The organism is Segatella asaccharophila, from assembly GCF_054687055.1.
On the sequence record NZ_BAACAN010000005.1, the window covers coordinates 123751 to 142119 of the forward strand.

The window sequence follows — 18369 nt, forward strand, 5'->3', positions numbered from 1 at the left end:
AGTTTCCCCTTCCCTGCCTTTATTGATCAAGGTACTTCGACCTTATTGATAATTTTACTGACGATCTCTTCAGAAGTAACATTAGCCGCCTCAGCCTCATAGCTCAAGCCGATACGATGACGCATCACATCATGAACGACCGCACGTATATCTTCAGGAATCACATACCCCCGATGATGTATAAAGGCGTATGCCCGTCCAGCTTTGGCCAGGGCAATACTGGCACGGGGGCTCCCCCCGAAGTTGATCATATCCTTGAGTTCCGACATCCCATAACGTTCCGGATAACGGCTGGCGAACACGATTTCAGCAATATACTGTTCGATTTTTTCATCGATATAGACCTCATTTACGACCGCACGGGCCTTGAGGATCTCGTCAGCATTCACCACAGGAGAGACCACCGGCATACTTTCGGACAGATTTTCCCGGATAATCTGCTTCTCTTCATCCAGAGAAGGATAATCGATGACCACCTTAAGCATGAAACGGTCTACCTGTGCTTCTGGCAACTGATAGGTTCCTTCCTGCTCTATCGGATTCTGTGTGGCCATGACCATGAAAGGATCCGGCAACTTAAACGTCTGCTCCCCTATGGTCACCTGATGTTCCTGCATGGCTTCAAGCAAAGCACTCTGTACTTTCGCCGGAGCACGGTTAATCTCATCAGCCAAGACAAAGTTAGCAAACACAGGACCCTTTTTCACCTTAAAGCTTTCATCTTTCTGGGAATAAATCAGAGTACCAATGACGTCAGCAGGCAACAGATCAGGAGTAAACTGAATTCTGCTGTAGTGAGCATCAATCAACTGTGCCAGTGTCTTGATAGCCAATGTCTTAGCCAGTCCCGGGACACCTTCAAGGAGAATATGTCCATCACTCAGTAATCCGATGAGCAAAGAATTTATCAGATGTTTCTGCCCAACAATCACTTTATTCATGCCCATCGTCAAGTCCGTGACGAACCGGCTCTGCTGTTCTATCCGCTCATTCAGTTCACGGATATCTATCGATTCAGCCATAATGATCAGTTTTTTATGTTAATTCCAAAAATACACCGCAAAAATACTGAAATTCATAGAGAGGAGCGAAAACTTGTATGTAAAATATATTAAAAATACTTCTTAAAACCTATATTTTAAGAAACTTTTAAGGCGTTTGAGAAGACCACTTAAGAAAACCGTCCGTTGTAAAAGGCACAGTCTCCCTTACTTTATACAAAAAAACAGCCTAGAAAGAAAACAAGAAAGATAAGACACGATCTTCGTGCATTTTTTCAACAAAAAGAGTTGAGACAGACGTCCCAACTCTATTTTTTCCACAAATAATATAAGGAAATCAAGCCTTTGCTTCTGGTTCCGCGGTCTCCTTGGCAGGAGCAGCCTCACCCTCAGCAGGCTTTGCAGTCTCAGCCTCTTTTTGAGAAGCCTTAGCAGCCTCATCTGCAGCTTTTTTGGCCTCAGCATCAGCCTTTTCCTTAACGACGGCAGCCTTTTTATCTGCTACCTTCTTTGCGATGGTTTCATTCACCTTTTTCTCAGCTTCCAGAGCTTTAGACTTGGCATCATCCTTAGCCTTCATGCCACTATCATAAACAGCTTCCTTCTTCTGTTCCTTATCGGTTTTCCAAGCCTCAAAACGTTTTTGAGCCTCTGCTTCGTCAAAAGCACCTTTTTTCACGCCACCGCGCAGATGCTTCATCAAATAAACGCCTTCTCCCTTAAGGATATTACGGACGGTATCCGTAGGCTGTGCTCCAACCTCTACCCAGTAGAGTGCACGATCAAAATCCAAAGTTACGGTGGAAGGATCTGTGTTGGGATTAAACACCCCGATCTTTTCCGTAAACTTACCATTTCTCGGTGCTCTTGCATCAGCGATGACAATGCTGTAAACGGCATAAGCCTTATGACCGCCACGCTGTAATCTGATTCTTGTTGCCATTTTTACTTTAAAATTTTAATTAGGTTTGAATCTTGCCATTAACTCGTAATAGCGATTGCAAATGTACAAATAAAACTTGATTAAAATTTCCGAAGAAGGAGAAAAGCTCAAGGAGTTAATAAATATTAACCATTTTTCCCTTCACATCCAGTTTCCCTTTATCGATATGTTACGATAGGGTCATTCTCAGACATGAGCATCCTTCACACCGGGTCTTCATTACGATCATTTGCGAAAAGATCATCAGCAGCCTTTTCCTCATCGTTATCAAACCACGTAGAGAGTTTGTCATGAGCTTTTTTCTTAACCTCCTCCGGCACATCCCCCCACACCTTGTGAAGGACATAGAGGAGCACGGCGAGATCATCGCTCAACCCTGCAATCGGAATAGCATCCGGCACTACATCCAGCGGACTGATCAGATAGCCCAGTGCACCGATAATCATTGCTTTATCTTTCACCGGTACTTTTTTACTTTCCAACGTATAGAACAAGATCAAGGCAGCATATACCAACTTTGCGCCCGAGCGTTTTGCAATACGGGAAATCTTTTCAACAAATCCATGCTTTGTGAAGGCATCCTTATACTTCATAAAGTCAGGTAACTGTGGCATGTTCATGGTTCATAATTTAATACATCATTAATAAATCGATCGATCACCGGGTTAGACAAACGACGGAGCCGTATCCGGATCAAGAGACGGATCACTGCTCTGACGGTCAAAGCCAGCAAGACCCCTATGGCAAGAAAGACTAAGAAAGTCCAGTGCCCAAACGGGTAGCTCTGTTCAGGAATAGCAGAAAGGACGATAATCGGAAGGACGATCAAAGTACCGGCCACGGTAAGCTGGGTACGCTCGCTGCCCTTACTGTCCAGGACAGCCTGTTTGTCAAAGAGATAATCATCCAGCATCCTTCTGGTGACCTTATAGTTTTCCATTTGAGGAAACCGGTCGTCAGCACTAAAATCTTTGATCCGCTTGGTCACCCTGTGTTCAAAATCATCCAAATCCTGCTTGTCAAGCGTTTTCAACAGCATATACAATCTGCTTTAAGAATAAAAAAAGGAAGCAGTGTCCCTGTAAGCCGGGTTCCGTTGCACCTTACGATGCCATCTGCCATTTATCTAGGACTCCGGTCACCCGAAGCCTCAAGCATTCTACCCTCCGTAGGGATCCGGAGATCATCGGGCGGGCAGCCCTCAACCTACGGTATACATGAATTTGCAGTCCCCGGAAGACACAGCCTGACGATCACCCGCCAGCTGGTGGTCTCTTATACCACCTTCTCACCCTTACCTGAAAAGATCCAACGGATCGGACACATTTCAGGCGGTTATTTTCTTCTGTCAACACCTACTGTCACCAATAGCTTCTGTTTTCGGAAGCGGGGCGCCCTGCACTGCCCGGACTTTCCTCTCGCACCCTGAAGTGCCAGCGGCAGAACCGGAACACTGCTTTCCATTTTGCAAAGATATAATAAAAGTTGTGAGGAGACAACTTTTACGATCATTTTTTTTATGAGGAACAGGAAACCGCTGTTCTCCGTCTCCAAAATTACAAAAAGGCCCCAAACAGCAACAGGAAGAATATCCTGCGTTTTAAGAAATGTAAATCTATACCGGTACACATTTAAGAGCCGTTAATGTGTTAAATTTAAGTGTTAAAGTGGGATAAAGAAAACCGACATTTTGACACATAAAGCTATTTTGCGCTTATATTTGCAATCAAAATAAGACAGAAGTCAATATTGACTTGTCCATGAATATAATGGAAATCATTAAAATTTAAATAAGTAATTAACATGAAAAATTTAAGTAAAAATGTCATCGCAGGGCTTTGCCTGGCAGCCATTACCTTTGGCAGTGGAGCTTTTATCCAGGCAAATGCTGCCACATTAGCAGTTACTTCTGAACAACCGGTAGATTTGACCTATGCTGCTGCAAAGGCTGTACCAGCAGTAGTCCATATTACGTATGTCAAGAATTCCAAAATAGAAACCGTTGACGTACAAGGCAGTCCTTTCAGTTTTTTTGATGACCCGTTTGGATTCTTCGGAAATCCGAATGACGGCGATAACAATAATGGTGAGAAGCATAAGGAACATGTGCGAACTCCCAAGCAGGAAGCAAGCGGTTCTGGCGTTATCATCTCACCAGATGGATATATTGTGACCAACAACCATGTAGTGAGCGGAGCCGATGAGTTGACCGTTACCCTAAATGATAACCGGGAATTTTCCGCGCGGATCATCGGTACTGATCCTACAACAGATCTGGCATTGATCAAGATTAATGCCAAGAATCTTCCTACCCTTCCGATAGGAGACAGCAACAAACTCAAGGTTGGCGAGTGGGTACTTGCAGTAGGCAATCCATATAACCTGAGTTCTACGGTTACTGCAGGAATTGTCAGTGCCAAGGCACGGTCACTAGGTGGAGATGGCGACGGCCCGCAGATTTCAAGTTTTATCCAGACTGATGCAGCCATCAACCCAGGTAATTCTGGAGGAGCTCTGGTCAATACCAAGGGAGAACTGGTAGGCATCAACGCCATGCTGTACTCTCAGACCGGATCTTTCAGTGGTTACGGGTTTGCCATACCTACCAATATCATGACCAAAGTGGTAGACGATCTGAAGAAATATGGAAGTGTCCAGAGAGCCTGGCTCGGTATCAAGGGCGGTGATGTAATCAATTATATCAATGCACAGAAAGACCAGGGTAAGGATGTAGATCTCGGCACAAACCAAGGAGTGTATGTGGATGAAGTAGAAGACGGTGGTGCCGGAGAGGCTGCAGGCCTGCAGAAGGGAGACGTAATAACTGGCATTGACGGGCAGGATATTACAAAGATCTCTGAACTTCAACAAGCCATTAACGCAAAGAAACCAGGGGACAAGATCAGGATCACTTTCCTGCATCATAAACGTACGGTCAGTAAGACGGTAACCCTGAAAAATGCCCAGGGGACTACATCAGTGATCAAAGCAGAAGACCTGGATGTTTTAGGAGGAGAATTCCGTCCGATAACACCGTCTCAAAAGAAACAACTGAATATCAGCTATGGCATTGAAGTGACCAAGACGGAAAGAGGTGCCTTACAAAAAGTCGGTATTTCACGTGGTTTCATCATCCAGAAGGTAAATGATGAAGAGATGAAGACCATCGAAGATCTGCAAAAGGCCGTAAAGAGTGCTTCCACAAGTTCTGCACCAGTACTCTATGTGCAAGGAATCTGGCCTACCGGCAAGAAAGCTTATTTTGCAATTCCTCTGGAAAAAGAATAAACGGTAATTGAAACCGATCGCCTCCTGTATTTCCAAAGCAGAAGACTGATTGATGTTAAAACCAGATGATAGTAGGTATTCACGCAAAATACCTACTATTTTTTTTGCCTATACAGAAGAATTTCCGTATTTTTGCATCAGTTTCATGCAGGCACTATCCTGCAGAGCCGGAAAATCTTTTTCAGTCTCAAGTCATCTGCTTTGAGTCCTTTCACGGGATATGATGATTTACCCTTCTATTGCAACTTAACAAAGAACAGACCATTAGTTTTATCTTTTATACAGGCTTATATTTCAAAATGAAAAAAACAAAGACATTGTTATTAGGTTTGATTGCCCTCATCGCTTTCACCTCAAATGCATTCGGAAAGAACGTTATGCACCCAACCTATATCTTTGGTTTCTCTGCTTCCTTTAACGATTCAATCGTCTACTTTACGAACATCCAACGCATAGATTCTGCCTGGATCGGCACAAAGACTACTTTTCTTTTCGGCAGGGACAACTATTCTTATCAGTTGAAAAATTATCTATCCTCCATCGGTATGAACAATCGCACCTGTCTGGTAGAATTCGCAAAAACGAAGAAAGATATTGACAAGAAATATCAGAAACTGATGAAAAGATACATCCCCGACAAGAAAAAGGGGCAACTTCCAAGATTTGCCATCAAGCATCTTTCAGCTTCAGACTTCGAGTTTAAGGCTATGCAACCCACGGCAAATGAATTAGAGGAAGAACCGGCCGAAAAGCCCAAGCGGAAAAACCGGGAGAACCGGCCAGAAGGGCATTCCCGTCCAAATCAAAGAGGTGAAGGTGGTCCCTTCTCATCCGGTGGCCAACAGCCCCCAATGGGAGGGATGCAACAAACTCCTGGAGGCGGAGACCAGTGATCCATTCGGCGGAAGGTTTGTCAGAAGAGGGATAAATCATGGACATCATACATACTTTCAGCATTGCCGGATGGACGTTCAAGACCATATCAGAAAGGCAGAATGGGGACATTCTTAAACTTCTCCCTTCTTTCCTGCCTTTCCAGACAGAACCATCTGAAAAAGAACCGCTGTTTCTGTTAACCATAGACGATGACCTGCAACCCATCCCTTCTGCCTGCTGTGAGCACATCCGTGCCTTTGATTCCGGAAACGGGTACGTAATCGTAGACCGTCTTCACAACGGAGGCTACCAGTATCTCATCAAAGACCTTGAAGGCCATCCCTGTTGTCTACTGCTGACAAATAAAGACTTCACCAACAATAAATGTGCTTTATATGGAGGGATAAAAGGTCGGGCATTTGGTCTCAATGATGCCCTGATGCTTTGTTTTGCCTTCGCAGGAAGCAAGAAGAAAACCCTTCTTATTCATGCGTCAGTAGTGCGCAACGAGGGATACGGTTATGCTTTCATAGCCAAGAGTGGAACAGGAAAAAGCACGCATACGGCCTTATGGTTAAAGCATATCAAAGGCTGTGACCTGATGAACGATGATAATCCGGTGGTCAGAATCATCGAAGGACAGCCTTACATTTTCGGAAGTCCATGGAGCGGAAAGACCCCTTGCTACCGGAATGTAAAGGCAAGACTTGGAGCCATTACCCATATCGAAAGGGCTAAGACGGACGAAATCCGGAAGTTGGCTCCTGTAAAAGCCTTTACGGCCGTCCTTCCATCCTGCTCTACCATGAAATGGGATAAGGATATTTATGATTCTATCTGTGATACCATAACCAGCATACTCCAGACCACCGGTATTTATCAATTACGATGCCTGCCGGACGAGGAGGCAGCCCGTATGGCTTATCACACTTTGAGAAGGATATGAGAAAAGAAGTCCCCAATGCCCTGCTGATTCCGGAAATTGCCAAGATGCTGGAAGAAGGCCACACGGTAACATTAGGCTTGAAAGGTTTCAGCATGCGCCCTTTCCTTGAAGACGGGCGTGATACAGTCCTCCTCACCCGCCCGGACCACGTCCGTAAAGGAGACACCGTCCTGGCAGAGATCACCCCCGGACAATATGTCCTCCATCGTATCATCAGGATCAAAAGACAGGAGGTAGTCCTCCGGGGAGACGGTAACATAGGTACAGAACGCTGCACCCTGCATGATATCAAAGGATTTGCGCAAGGGTTCTACCGCAAGGGAAGGAACAGGCCGGACAGGACAAATGGACTGAAATGGAAGTTGTATTCCAATATATGGTGTACCCTGTTTCCTGTCCGGAGATACGTTCTTGCCGTCTATCGCAGACTATGGATTCCCCTGTTCGGTCCCTTATAAATACTCCTAAAATTAATAAGAAGCAGATTATGCATACAAAAAAAGGATTTAAACTCCGTGATGTCTGCGGAGAATCTATCATTATCGCTGAAGGAAAAGAGAATATAGACTTCAATAATATCATCAGCATGAACGAGACCTCAGCTTATCTCTGGAAAGCTGTTGAAGGGAAGGAATTCTCTTCCGATGACCTGGCCCGGCTTCTCACTGACCACTATGAAGTAGATCTTGAAACCGCTTCACGTGATGCCAGTGAAGTGGCACGAAAATGGCTGAAAGCAGGCATTACAGAAGAATAACCGTAAGGCATTAGAATGCCTATCAAAACAGAACCGGTCATGGCAATCAATCTTTCCATGACCGGTTTTTTCATGCTCTATCTGTTTTTACGAATACAGAGAACTCAAAGTTTTTATTTGAGATGTTCGATGAACCACTCGGCTATTTGCCTTAAGAGATGATTGCGCGTATTACCACCATAGATACTATGGTTGCGATTCGTGTAGTAGTTCTCCTTAAAATCCTTATCCGCCTGAACCAGTGCCTCAGCATATTCAAAAGTGTTTTGAGGATGCACATTATCGTCAGCAGTGCCATGACAAATCAGGAGAGCGCCATGCAACTTACCAACTCTCTCAATGGGATTGACCGCATATCCTTCCGGGTTCTCCTCAGGAGTTCTCATATAACGTTCCGTATAAATCGTATCATAATATTTCCAATTGGTAGGCGGAGCAACTGCGACACCAGCCTTAAACACGGGGCGTCCCTCACTCATGCTCATCAAGGTATTGAATCCTCCGAAACTCCAGCCCCATATTCCTATCCGGCTTTTATCTACATAAGGCAGGCTCCCCAGATAAAGTGCCGTTTCTACCTGATCCTTGGATTCCAGATCTCCCAATTTCAGATAAGTACACTTCTCAAAGTCAGCACCTCGTCCTCCGGTTCCTCTCCCATCTACACACACCACGATGAATCCCTGTTGAGCAAGGTACATATCGAAAGCGCCCCCTTGGCCCATGCTCCCGGAAGACCAGGAATCCATAACCTCCTGAGCACCAGGACCGGAATACTGAAACATGACGACCGGATATTTCTTTGCAGGATCAAAACCTGCCGGTCTGACCATCCAGCCGTCCAGCCCGACTCCTTCAGAAGTCGTAAAAGAAAACGTATCTTTTTTCACCCAACCATACTCCTTGACTTTTGCCAGAAGGGCCTTATTATCTTCCAGGACACGAAGGACTTTGCCTTTGGAGTTTCGGACAGTATAAACGTATGGATGGTTATAATCACTCCAGACATTTATAAAATAATGGAAATCACCTGAGAAACTGGCAGAATTGACTCCATCCTGATCTGTCAGACGATGAACGTCTCCATCAGGAAGAGCGACATAGATCTGGCGGTCATGAGGATTCAAGACATCCGCCTGATAGTAAACACCCCCCGTCGACTCATCATAACCGTAAAGAGCCGTCACCTCATATTTCCCCTTTTCAACCTGACGGATTAATTTTCCATTCATATCATAGAGGTAGAGGTGCATGAAACCATCACGGTCACTGGGCACCACGATGGTCTGCTTGCCGATAAGTATAGCTCCCATAGCCTCTTCCTTAACATACTTAGGAACACTCTCCGTGAGAAGGTGGCGGCATACTCCAGAAAAAGGATTGACCCGATACAGTTGAAGGGTATCCTGATGACGATTCATGGTATAAGCGATCACGACATCCTTATCAGCAGAACATTTGACCCGGGGAATATAGCCGTCAGGGGCCAGGGGAAGAGATAATTTCTTCATCGTTTTTGCTGCCAGGCAATAACTCCACAGAGAAACAACGGCATTCTCCTGTCCAGCCTTAGGATATTTGTAAGTATAAGTCCCAGGATAATCAGCATATTCCTTTTTCTCCGGGTCCATACCTTTAAACAGTTGTAACGTATAGGTCTTTACCCGGCTTTCATCATACTTGATCCACACCAGGGAAGAACCATCAGCATTCCAGGTCATCGCCGTATTGAAACTGAACTCTTCCTCATTGACCCAGTCCGGTATACCATTGATGATATGGTTGAATTTTCCATCAACCGTAACCTGCACTTCATGATCACCATCCGTAATAAAAATATTATTATCCCGTACAAAAGCAATATGCTTATTGTCAGGAGACCAGATCGGGACCTGTTGAGAATTCCCTTCAGAGAGTTTTTTCAGCACCCCGCTTTTAATGTCATAGATAAAGAATTCAGCCTTGTAAGAACGCCGGTAAACACGCTTTGTCTTCGTACAGATCAGTAATTTCTTAGCATTTGGACTCAATATATAACTATCAAAATGGTCAATTGTGTCCCCCTTTGTCCTGGAGACATCAAATAGGACTGCCGTTTTCTTACCCGTTCTAAAGGCATACTTGATGATCCGTTTGCCATCCTGACTGATGCTGGCATACTGATCCGTGCCGGGGATGGGATTGATCCCATTAATTTTTTGAGCTGCGAAAGCATCAGAGGTTATCAATTTCAGATCCAACTGATTTGCAGCATTCATACTGGATGCCATAAGAACAACCACTAAAAAAGTCAACAATTTCCTCATGAGAACCTATCAATTATAGAATGACCTCATCGCCTTACCAAGAAAATCACTTACCTCATCTTGGAATAATCATTCATCTTCAATAAATCGAGAATCGTCAATTTGCGATGTTTTTTCATATAATGGTTGACGATTCGGACATAAGGGGTGTCATAAATACTTTTTTCTACCGCTTTGTTGGTAATCCACATCAGTTTGCCCATGTGAATATCACTATCCCACCGGGAACGACGGTCAGCATTTTTCAGCGGATACAAACTGAGAAGATAGAAACTGATACAATCAGGTACCACGTATGCACGTGTCATCGTTTTACGCTGGCTGAAAGGATAATTTTTCTTGTACAAAGGATAATTGATTCCGAGATATTTATCCAGGGATACTCCGACCGACTTGTCCCCGACCACCACACTTTGAGTCAAGGCCCCTATCTGAGAATAGAAAATCGGCTTGGGAATATCCGGGATCCAGTCCTCCAGATTATCAAATGCATTTTTCAACTCCTCATTGAGGTCGTCCATATTTGCATATTCAGTCTCTACATCAGCAATCATAGACTGGAGGGTAGAATCCTGAAAATAGATCAAGAACTTCTGACGCATATTAGGATCATAGATCTCTCCCAACTGCAACATTTTCTCAATGAGAGTCCTCGTTTCAATAGGGTAATCGGTATTCATCTGCTGGAGAGCAGAATAATCCCCCGTAGTAAAATACCGGCTCTCAAGGCGGTCATAGCGCTGAATCTCCAATTTGGGTTCAGACAAGTCATCATTGAACGGCTTCCATTTTAACTGGCAAGACGAACAGAGGAGTACGACCAATAATATATAGAAACCAATCTTCTTCACTAAATCTCAGATCCTTAATTATCAAGACAAAAGTACTAAAAAATATTATTATCGCCAAACAAAAAGCTAAAAAAATTAAAAATTTTAAGGTTTAAAGGTAAAATAGACAGGAAAAAAAACTATAATTATCAATTTTAATGAATCTAAGCATAAACAAAAAAAGGGCATCACCCGAAAGTGACACCCCACTCACTATTGTCATGAATCAACAAATTATTTCCATTACCCCAGAGATCTGAAGAAACAAAACCATTTTAAGCAATTTCGATCTTCCGGCAATTCTTCTTCTCTTCAGCTTTTAAGAACTTAGGCATTTCTATCTCCAGTACCCCGTCGTCTACCTTAGCGGAAATCTGCTCTTTGTTGACGTCATCCGGCAACACATAACTCTGTTCATAGTCACCGTATGAGAATTCACGGCGCAGATAGTGCTCTTTCTTGTCCTCATCCTTACTTTCATTTTTGGCTTCAATTCTGATAGCCAGATTACCTTCTTCATCTACATTGACCGAACAATGATCTTTTTTCAGACCAGGAACAGCGATGTCCATGGTATAAGCCTTTTCAGATTCCTTGACATTCACAGCTGGAGCTGTAGTGTTTACCATCGGAACCCAATCCGGATCGAAAAAGCGATCAAAAAAGTCTGGCATCAAATCTGAATGATCTTTACGTGCAAGTAACATAATGAATATCCTTTCTTTTTAAATCTTTTCTTCCGTGATCCCTCATTGGCTCCCCTCAGAAAATGCTCTTCAAGAAACGTTTTAATGACGGACCGTCAGAAAAGAGGTATAGTTTATATTTGTCAGCGGAATCCGCAGTTTTTACGGAAACGAGTTAAGCAACTTCGATTTTACGAACATTTTTCTTCTCTTCTGTCTTGGCCAGTTTCGGTAACTCTATCTCAAGTACACCCTCATTCACCTTAGCAGAGATATGTTCCTTATCCACATTTTCCGGCAGAGAATAACTCTGTTCATAGTCTCCATAAGAGAACTCACGACGCAGATAGTGCTCTTTCTTGTTTTCGTCTTTATTTTCTTTCTTTGATTCAATCTTAATATCCAGATTGCCCTCTTTATCGACGTTGATCATACACTCCTCTTTCTTCAATCCTGGAACAGCTATATCCATGATATAAGCTTTTTCATTTTCCTTAATGTTGACGGCAGGAGCTGTGGTATTTAACATTGGAACCAAGTCTGTGTCAAAAAAGTTATCAAAGAAATTGGACATTAAATCTGATTTATTTCTACGAGCAAGTAACATAATGAATACCTCCGATTATTTTTTAATTATTGTCTAACTATTTTCAGAATTCTCTTGTCCTGCAGGATTTAAAAACTCTCCGGAGCTCTTCAGGTCTTTCGAGCCTCCAAACTCCAATAGGCTATTTGCAATATCCATGCCCGCGGAAGGAACAAGTCAATTTGTCAGCAGCGTGTGACTTTATGGCACTATCGATCTGAAAAATGATTATTCAAGGTACAATTTGTCCGATTCATAAAAAGAAAATAAGGGATCCTGCCTTACAGATATGGCAAGATCCCTTATTTCAGGTATTCGTCTATACTATTTTTATTTGTCAGCGTCCGTATCAGCCGACTTACGGGTAGATTTGTGAAGAGTACGTTTGCGCTTCGGTTTCTCCTCTTTAGAAGGAGTTTCAGATTTAATTCCGGCAAGTTCCGGATCGATCAGGATACGGCCACAGTATTCACAAACGATAATTTTCTTGTGCATCTTAATATCCAGTTGATGCTGTGGAGGTATTTTATTAAAGCAACCACCACAGGCATCACGCTGCACCGTCACGATGCCCAGTCCATTGCGGGCACCCTTACGGATACGAAGGAAACTGGTAAGCAGGCGAGGCTCTATCTTCTTCTCCAATTCAGACGCCTTCTCTTTCAGTTTCTCCTCCTCAACACGCGTCTCTTCCATGATCTCATCGAGTTCGTTCTTTTTATCGTCAAGGTCTTTTTTCTTATCCTCCAGCATCTGTTGCGTCTTTGCCAGGTCGTTGCTCTTTTCCTCAATAGTCACCTGAGCTTCCTTGATTTTCTTATCACAGAGTTGGATCTCAAGCGTCTGGAATTCGATCTCCTTGCTTAAAGTATCATACTCACGGTTATTGGAAACATCATCGAGTTGCTTTTTATAACGCTCAACACTAGATTGGGCATCTGTGATTTCACCCTTTTTCTTCGTGACTGCACTTTGAAACTCATCGATGCTCTTCTGTATATTTTCCAGGCGTGTATTCAAGCCGACGATTTCATCTTCCAAGTCCTTCACTTCCAAAGGAAGTTCACCTCTTAATTCTCGCTTCTCGTCAACGGCTGACAAGGTTGTCTGCAACTGATATAAAGTTTTCAGTTTCTCTTCAACTGTCAAATCCGTAGGATCTTTCTTTGCCATAATCTTATGATTTAATGATTTACAATTTACTTATTAAGAAAAATATAATATGGGATTCGTATTGATTTCAGACAGGCAGCACCGTACGCCCGGGCAGTTGTCCTCGATGATTTTCCGGAAGATTTCTTTCGTATACTGTTCACTCTGGTAGTGTCCGATCACACAGATCTGTATCTGCTGATCATGCCCGAAGAACTCATGATAATGCATCTCACCGGTAATAAAAGCATCCGCACCAGCCACGATGGCATGATCAAGCAGGAAACTCCCGGCACCGCCACAAAGGGCAACTTTTCGGATTTCCCTTCTCAAGAGTTGGTTGCTTTGGACACATTCCACCGCGAAGCGCTGATGGAGCATCTGTATCAAATCATCGGCTGCCAGAGGTTCAGGGAATTCACCGATAATTCCTTCACCACCATACCGTTTCCCGGAGACCTGCTGTCCACTCTGAGAGCTGCAATGAACCTCGACCACCTGCTTTTTCCCTATCAACCGAACCTTCTGAAGGCCGAGTTTTTCTGCGATTTTATAGTTGACTCCACCCTCTACCGCATCCATATTAGTATGCATGGATACCACTGTAACATGATGTTCGAGGGCCTTCCATACCGTCCGCTGAACAGCATCTTCACAGGTTACCCTGCGCAACTTATGAAAGATCAGAGGATGATGGCTCACGATCAGATTACAATTCTTTTTCATCGCCTCGTCAATAATCTCCTCTGTAACGTCCAGACACAATAAAGCCCCTGAGACTTCCACCTCTGTTAATCCTACCTGCAAGCCGGCATTGTCATAGTCTTCCTGCATAGGCAGAGGCGCAAATTGTTCAAGGGCATCAATCACCTCCTGTATTTTCACGCTATACCGCTTTCTTAATTTTAGCTTACAAAGGTACTGATTTTCTTTGAAAACAAACAGGACCAGGAGTGTGTTTAACGATTTTTATCTATCCTTTTCTCCTTTCATCATTTTCGTGGCCAAACAAACTCAAAATCGGTTCAAATAATACTATTATTTTTTTAACGATAAGAATCATAGTCCCTGATTCTCACGACCATAGTCAATTATGTCCGATATGGTGCATATTGCTCCTCCATAACTATACCGCCCGGAAGCAGGCGTCAAAGGACTTTAAAAATCCGGGCAGGAGACTCTTTACTCCTGCCCGGATCCGTATTGCAAATTTTCTGATCAAACCGGCATCGAAGCACGGCCGAAATTGTATTTCTCCATTAATTCCACACAGACATGATACAAGAAATCCTTTAAATTTTTCATTAACTTTTTCATTTTCAATTCCTTTCTCTTTTCATTAAACAATGTCAGATGCAACATCACATCCGATTATCCCTAATCTTTTTACTTCTACTTCTCAACCCGTCACGAGTTGAAAACTAATGCAAAGATAACTGTTCCCAGGCCAGAATCCACCAGTTATCTCCATGAAAGGGAAAAAACAGAGTTTTATTTGACTTAAATCAAAACTTACCGCAAACGAGGAGCTATCTCACCTCTACCTATTATAAAACTTTTTCCTCCCGCATCATTCTTTTTCTACAGGAAAGAGAGGGAACACAAAACTTTTGATTACCTTTGTAAAATTTCCTATTCGAAATGAAAGCATGAACAAGATTATCCACCAGAACAAACATTATTATCTTCCGGCTGAATGGGCTTCGCAAAGCGGTATCCAGTTGACCTGGCCACATGAACGGACAGACTGGAGCCCCTATCTCACCGAAATAACAGAGACATTTATCCAACTGGCCCGTCTTATTGCAGAAGAAGAAAAAGTACTGATTGTCACCCCTCATAAAAAAGCAGTCAGACAACTGCTGACCGGAAAACTCAGACCTGAATTATCCGGCAATCTCCTTTTTTATTCCTGTGATACCAATGATACCTGGGCCCGCGACCATGCATTCCTCACCTTGATTGCCAGAGACGAAGTGCCGCAAGGAAGAAATGACCCAACAGCCATAAAAGACAGTCCCATTCAGGATAGAGACCATTCACAAAAAGAAGATAAACCGGGGATCCTCCTTGATTTCCATTTTAACGGATGGGGAGAGAAATATCCTTCCGACCTAGATAACAGGATCAATCGTGAGCTCTATGAACAGGGAGCGCTGAATGGAATCAAGGAAGATCATGAAAACTTTGTACTGGAAGGCGGAAGCATTGAAAGCGACGGGAGAGGCACGATTTTCACGACGAGCCACTGTCTGATGGCTCCCCACAGAAATCAACCCCTTACCCAAGAAGAGATTACTACAAAGCTCCGGTCCTATCTTCACGCCCGCCGCATCATCTGGCTCGACCATGGTCTTTTAGAAGGTGATGATACCGATGGTCATATTGACACGATCGTGAGAACTGCCCCAAACGACACCTTATTATATATGGGATGCCAGGATAAACAAGATCCACAATATGAAGACTTCAAAGCCCTGGAACGACAGCTCCAGACTCTGGAAACCCTGGATGGACGGCCTTACCGATTAAGGGAACTGCCCATGCCGGATGCCCTCTATGACAAAGGAGAACGCCTGCCGGCCACGTATGCTAATTTTGTGATCACCAACAGCTCCATTCTCTACCCCACCTACAACCAACCAGAAAAGGATTCCCTGGCAGGAGAAATACTGTCCGGCGCATTCCCTGGCCGGAAGATTACAGGCATAGATGCACAAACGGCTATCCGTCAGCATGGATCTTTACACTGTCTGACCATGCAATATCCCGAGGGGATCATCAGGAGTAAGGTCCAAAAACAAGAATAAAAAGCAAAAACGATGAAGAAAAAAGAAATCAGGATCGGAATTCTCCAGCAACATAACATTTCCGACCGCAGCAATAATATCAAGCGACTGGCAAAAGGCATTGAAGACCTTTCCCGCCGCGGTGCACAACTCATCATCTTCCAAGAACTACAGAACAGCCTTTATTTCTGCCAGACGGAAGACGTAAAGAATTTTGACCTTGCTGAACCGATCCCTGGCCCATCGACGAATCTATTCGGACAACTTGCCAGACAGTTTGGGGTAGTCCTCGTCACTTCCCTTTTCGAACGGCGGACAGCTGGGATCTATCACAACACAGCCGTCGTCATTGAAAGAGATGGGACGATCGCCGGAAGATACCGCAAAATGCATATCCCCGATGATCCAGCCTACTATGAAAAATTCTATTTTACCCCTGGGGACCTGGGATTTCACCCCATTGACACCTCCTTAGGCAGACTGGGGGTAATGGTCTGCTGGGATCAATGGTATCCTGAAGCTGCCCGACTCATGGCCCTTCAAGGAGCCGATATTCTCATTTATCCGACAGCAATCGGTTACGAGTTGACCGATCCGAAAGAGGAGCAGCAGCGACAGCGTGAAGCCTGGACAACCATACAGCGCAGCCATGCCATAGCCAACGGGATACCCGTAGTGGCTGTCAACCGAGTGGGATTTGAGCCTGATCCCAGCGGGCAGACCAACGGTATCCAATTCTGGGGATCAAGTTTTGTAGCCGGTCCTCAAGGAGAACTGTTCTATCAGGCCAGTGACACAGAGGAAGATAGCCTTGTCCTGGACATAGATCTTGCCCACAGCGAACAAGTCCGCCGCTGGTGGCCTTTTCTCAGAGACCGCCGGACTGACCAGTATGGGGATCTTACCCGAAGATTTATCGATCCTGCTCCTCAGCAGCAGGATCGTCTCTCATTTTCCAATGATACTTCCGGCCACGACATTGGCCACCATAGTACGTAAACGGATGACATTCGTTTTATCCACCGGATGTACGGCATTAGTCAACAGGATGATAGCCAGGTCATTATCAGGATCAATCACGATAGCAGTTCCTGTATAACCCGAATGGCAATAAGTATCTTTACTAAGCAAGTCCCCTTCAGGAGAGGAGTAAGGAGAAGAATTATCCCAACCCATTGTCCTGCCGAAAGCTTCAAATCCTTTAGGAACGGTAGTCATCATTTTCACGGTAAGGGGGTGCAGGATCCGGTGTCCGTTCCAACTTCCCCCATTCATAAGGGCCGCACAGAGCACTGCCACATCATCAGCTGAGGTAAACACCCCGGCATTACCTGAGATGCCACCGTTCATCACCCGTGCCAGCGGATCGTGCACCTGTCCTAAAAGGACGCTCCCGTCGGGTTGCTTTTCCGTGGGTGCTATAGGGGTAATCCCCTCTGCCTCTCCATTCTTGATCCATCGGGGCAAATCGGTATGCACCCATTTTCCTTTATGATCTTGTTTACAGGGCAGATAGTCGGTATGGTCCATCCGCAGAGGGATAAAAATGTTCTGTGCGGCAAAGTTGCGCAGACTCTGGTGGGAGATATTCTCTATGACATGCTGCAAAGTAATGTAGTTCAGACAACTGTACTGAAAACCGGTCTCAGGACGGAAATCCCGCTTACAGGTAGAAATATATTCCATCAATTTTTCAGGATTAGGTGATCCATACTTTTCCTTCAACTCCTGGACAGGAGCATAGGGCGGCAGGCCAGAGGTATGAGTCAGGAGGTCAACTATCCGAATGGTGACGCTATCCTTGCCATCCCTCCAACTCTGAAAACCAGGGATATATCGGTCCACAGGATCAGACGGGCGTAACTTCCCTCTCTCTATGAGAGCCATTACACAGACGGCAGTAGACATACACTTACTACACGAAGCCATGTCAAACACCGTATTTGTGGTCATAGGACGCTGGAAAGGATAAACCTGCCGGTTACCATAAGCCTTCAGGTAAGCCATCTTACCATGGCGGACAACAGCCAGGACAGCACCGGGAATACGCCCTTCTTTGATCGCTCCCTCTATAAGAGGATCAACGTACGATAATTGACTGCCATCCAGCCCGACCTCTCCGGGTGCTACTCTTTGCAACGGTTGTGCCGAAACACCCAGAACAGCAACGGCAAAAAGTGATAGCAGAAAGAAACGTGTGTGTACCATA

General features: G+C 44.4%; 16 protein-coding genes, 1 other RNA gene and 2 pseudogenes. 7 read left to right on the forward strand and 12 right to left on the reverse strand.

Annotated features, from left to right (window positions below; translation table 11 throughout):
* Nucleotides 1–26: 26 nt before the first annotated feature.
* The 5 genes from ACYRYG_RS04615 to rnpB form a co-directional block, all read right to left on the reverse strand.
* A complete protein-coding gene (locus tag ACYRYG_RS04615; RefSeq protein ID WP_293415907.1) occupies nt 27–1022 on the reverse strand; it encodes an AAA family ATPase in 996 nt (331 codons plus the stop codon).
* Nucleotides 1023–1338: 316 nt separating this feature from the next.
* A complete protein-coding gene (locus ACYRYG_RS04620) occupies nt 1339–1944 on the reverse strand; it encodes a 30S ribosomal protein S16 (protein WP_293423378.1) in 606 nt (201 codons plus the stop codon).
* A 203-nt stretch (nt 1945–2147) separates the two neighbouring features.
* Nucleotides 2148–2564: a YkvA family protein gene (locus tag ACYRYG_RS04625; RefSeq protein ID WP_293415903.1), complete on the reverse strand. Its 417-nt coding sequence runs from the start codon at nt 2562–2564 to the stop codon at nt 2148–2150.
* Complete coding sequence (locus ACYRYG_RS04630; RefSeq protein ID WP_293415901.1) at nt 2561–2983, reverse strand: hypothetical protein; 423 nt, start codon at nt 2981–2983, stop codon at nt 2561–2563. Before ACYRYG_RS04630 ends, ACYRYG_RS04625 begins: the two co-directional genes overlap by 4 nt.
* 27 nt (nt 2984–3010) lie before the next feature.
* An RNA gene (rnpB, locus tag ACYRYG_RS04635) (RNase P RNA component class A) lies at nt 3011–3401 on the reverse strand.
* 346 nt (nt 3402–3747) lie between these two features.
* Between rnpB and ACYRYG_RS04640 the strand changes: the two genes are divergently transcribed.
* The 5 genes from ACYRYG_RS04640 (at nt 3748) to ACYRYG_RS04660 (ending at nt 7811) form a co-directional block, all read left to right on the forward strand.
* Nucleotides 3748–5232: a S1C family serine protease gene (locus ACYRYG_RS04640; RefSeq protein ID WP_293415899.1), complete on the forward strand. Its 1485-nt coding sequence runs from the start codon at nt 3748–3750 to the stop codon at nt 5230–5232.
* Between the two features lie 299 nt (nt 5233–5531).
* Entirely contained in the window at nt 5532–6125 is a 594-nt protein-coding gene (locus ACYRYG_RS04645; protein ID WP_293415897.1) for a J domain-containing protein, read from the forward strand.
* A gap of 38 nt (nt 6126–6163) precedes the next feature.
* Nucleotides 6164–7054 carry a hypothetical protein gene (locus ACYRYG_RS04650; RefSeq protein ID WP_460197770.1) on the forward strand — a complete coding sequence of 297 codons (891 nt, stop codon included), beginning with the start codon at nt 6164–6166 and terminating at the stop codon, nt 7052–7054.
* Nucleotides 7051–7512 (forward strand): S24/S26 family peptidase, encoded by a 462-nt coding sequence (locus ACYRYG_RS04655; protein WP_460197771.1) that lies wholly within the window; start codon nt 7051–7053, stop codon nt 7510–7512. Before ACYRYG_RS04650 ends, ACYRYG_RS04655 begins: the two co-directional genes overlap by 4 nt.
* Nucleotides 7513–7541: 29 nt before the next feature.
* Entirely contained in the window at nt 7542–7811 is a 270-nt protein-coding gene (locus tag ACYRYG_RS04660) for a PqqD family protein (RefSeq protein WP_293415891.1), read from the forward strand.
* Between the two features lie 113 nt (nt 7812–7924).
* On the opposite strand, the gene ACYRYG_RS04665 is transcribed toward ACYRYG_RS04660, so the two are convergent.
* The 6 genes from ACYRYG_RS04665 to ACYRYG_RS04690 all read right to left on the reverse strand — a co-directional run bounded on the left by ACYRYG_RS04665 (nt 7925) and on the right by ACYRYG_RS04690 (nt 14256).
* Nucleotides 7925–10117: a S9 family peptidase gene (locus tag ACYRYG_RS04665; RefSeq protein WP_460197772.1), complete on the reverse strand. Its 2193-nt coding sequence runs from the start codon at nt 10115–10117 to the stop codon at nt 7925–7927.
* Nucleotides 10118–10167: 50 nt separating this feature from the next.
* Nucleotides 10168–10968 carry a gliding motility protein GldB-related protein gene (locus ACYRYG_RS04670; RefSeq protein WP_293415887.1) on the reverse strand — a complete coding sequence of 267 codons (801 nt, stop codon included), beginning with the start codon at nt 10966–10968 and terminating at the stop codon, nt 10168–10170.
* Between the two features lie 254 nt (nt 10969–11222).
* A complete protein-coding gene (locus ACYRYG_RS04675) occupies nt 11223–11654 on the reverse strand; it encodes an Hsp20/alpha crystallin family protein (protein WP_293423389.1) in 432 nt (143 codons plus the stop codon).
* Nucleotides 11655–11808: 154 nt separating this feature from the next.
* Nucleotides 11809–12207, reverse strand: coding sequence for an Hsp20/alpha crystallin family protein (locus ACYRYG_RS04680; protein WP_460197773.1), 399 nt, complete (start codon nt 12205–12207; stop codon nt 11809–11811).
* Nucleotides 12208–12549: 342 nt separating this feature from the next.
* Nucleotides 12550–13392, reverse strand: a complete 843-nt coding sequence (locus ACYRYG_RS04685) for a zinc ribbon domain-containing protein (RefSeq protein WP_293415881.1) — start codon at nt 13390–13392, stop codon at nt 12550–12552.
* Nucleotides 13393–13425: 33 nt separating this feature from the next.
* Nucleotides 13426–14256: a Nif3-like dinuclear metal center hexameric protein gene (locus tag ACYRYG_RS04690; RefSeq protein ID WP_293415879.1), complete on the reverse strand. Its 831-nt coding sequence runs from the start codon at nt 14254–14256 to the stop codon at nt 13426–13428.
* A 764-nt stretch (nt 14257–15020) separates the two neighbouring features.
* On the opposite strand from ACYRYG_RS04690, the gene ACYRYG_RS04695 reads away from it, so the two are divergent.
* Nucleotides 15021–16181, forward strand: a complete 1161-nt coding sequence (locus ACYRYG_RS04695; protein ID WP_293423392.1) for an agmatine deiminase family protein — start codon at nt 15021–15023, stop codon at nt 16179–16181.
* A gap of 12 nt (nt 16182–16193) precedes the next feature.
* Nucleotides 16194–17081, forward strand: a pseudogene (locus tag ACYRYG_RS04700) (carbon-nitrogen hydrolase); the annotation flags it as partial.
* 39 nt (nt 17082–17120) lie between these two features.
* Here the strand turns inward: ACYRYG_RS04700 and ACYRYG_RS04705 are convergent.
* Nucleotides 17121–18368, reverse strand: a pseudogene (locus ACYRYG_RS04705) (serine hydrolase domain-containing protein); the annotation flags it as partial.
* Between the last annotated feature and the right edge of the window lies 1 nt (nt 18369).

Coding starts and splice junctions, on each gene's coding strand:
- ACYRYG_RS04615 (WP_293415907.1), bottom strand. CDS start 1,022: ATGGCTGAATCGATAGATATCCGTGAACTGAATGAGCGGATAGAACAG.
- ACYRYG_RS04620 (WP_293423378.1), bottom strand. CDS start 1,944: ATGGCAACAAGAATCAGATTACAGCGTGGCGGTCATAAGGCTTATGCC.
- ACYRYG_RS04625 (WP_293415903.1), bottom strand. CDS start 2,564: ATGAACATGCCACAGTTACCTGACTTTATGAAGTATAAGGATGCCTTC.
- ACYRYG_RS04630 (WP_293415901.1), bottom strand. CDS start 2,983: ATGCTGTTGAAAACGCTTGACAAGCAGGATTTGGATGATTTTGAACAC.
- ACYRYG_RS04640 (WP_293415899.1), top strand. CDS start 3,748: ATGAAAAATTTAAGTAAAAATGTCATCGCAGGGCTTTGCCTGGCAGCC.
- ACYRYG_RS04645 (WP_293415897.1), top strand. CDS start 5,532: ATGAAAAAAACAAAGACATTGTTATTAGGTTTGATTGCCCTCATCGCT.
- ACYRYG_RS04650 (WP_460197770.1), top strand. CDS start 6,164: ATGGACATCATACATACTTTCAGCATTGCCGGATGGACGTTCAAGACC.
- ACYRYG_RS04655 (WP_460197771.1), top strand. CDS start 7,051: ATGAGAAAAGAAGTCCCCAATGCCCTGCTGATTCCGGAAATTGCCAAG.
- ACYRYG_RS04660 (WP_293415891.1), top strand. CDS start 7,542: ATGCATACAAAAAAAGGATTTAAACTCCGTGATGTCTGCGGAGAATCT.
- ACYRYG_RS04665 (WP_460197772.1), bottom strand. CDS start 10,117: ATGAGGAAATTGTTGACTTTTTTAGTGGTTGTTCTTATGGCATCCAGT.
- ACYRYG_RS04675 (WP_293423389.1), bottom strand. CDS start 11,654: ATGTTACTTGCACGTAAAGATCATTCAGATTTGATGCCAGACTTTTTT.
- ACYRYG_RS04680 (WP_460197773.1), bottom strand. CDS start 12,207: ATGTCCAATTTCTTTGATAACTTTTTTGACACAGACTTGGTTCCAATG.
- ACYRYG_RS04685 (WP_293415881.1), bottom strand. CDS start 13,392: ATGGCAAAGAAAGATCCTACGGATTTGACAGTTGAAGAGAAACTGAAA.
- ACYRYG_RS04695 (WP_293423392.1), top strand. CDS start 15,021: ATGAACAAGATTATCCACCAGAACAAACATTATTATCTTCCGGCTGAA.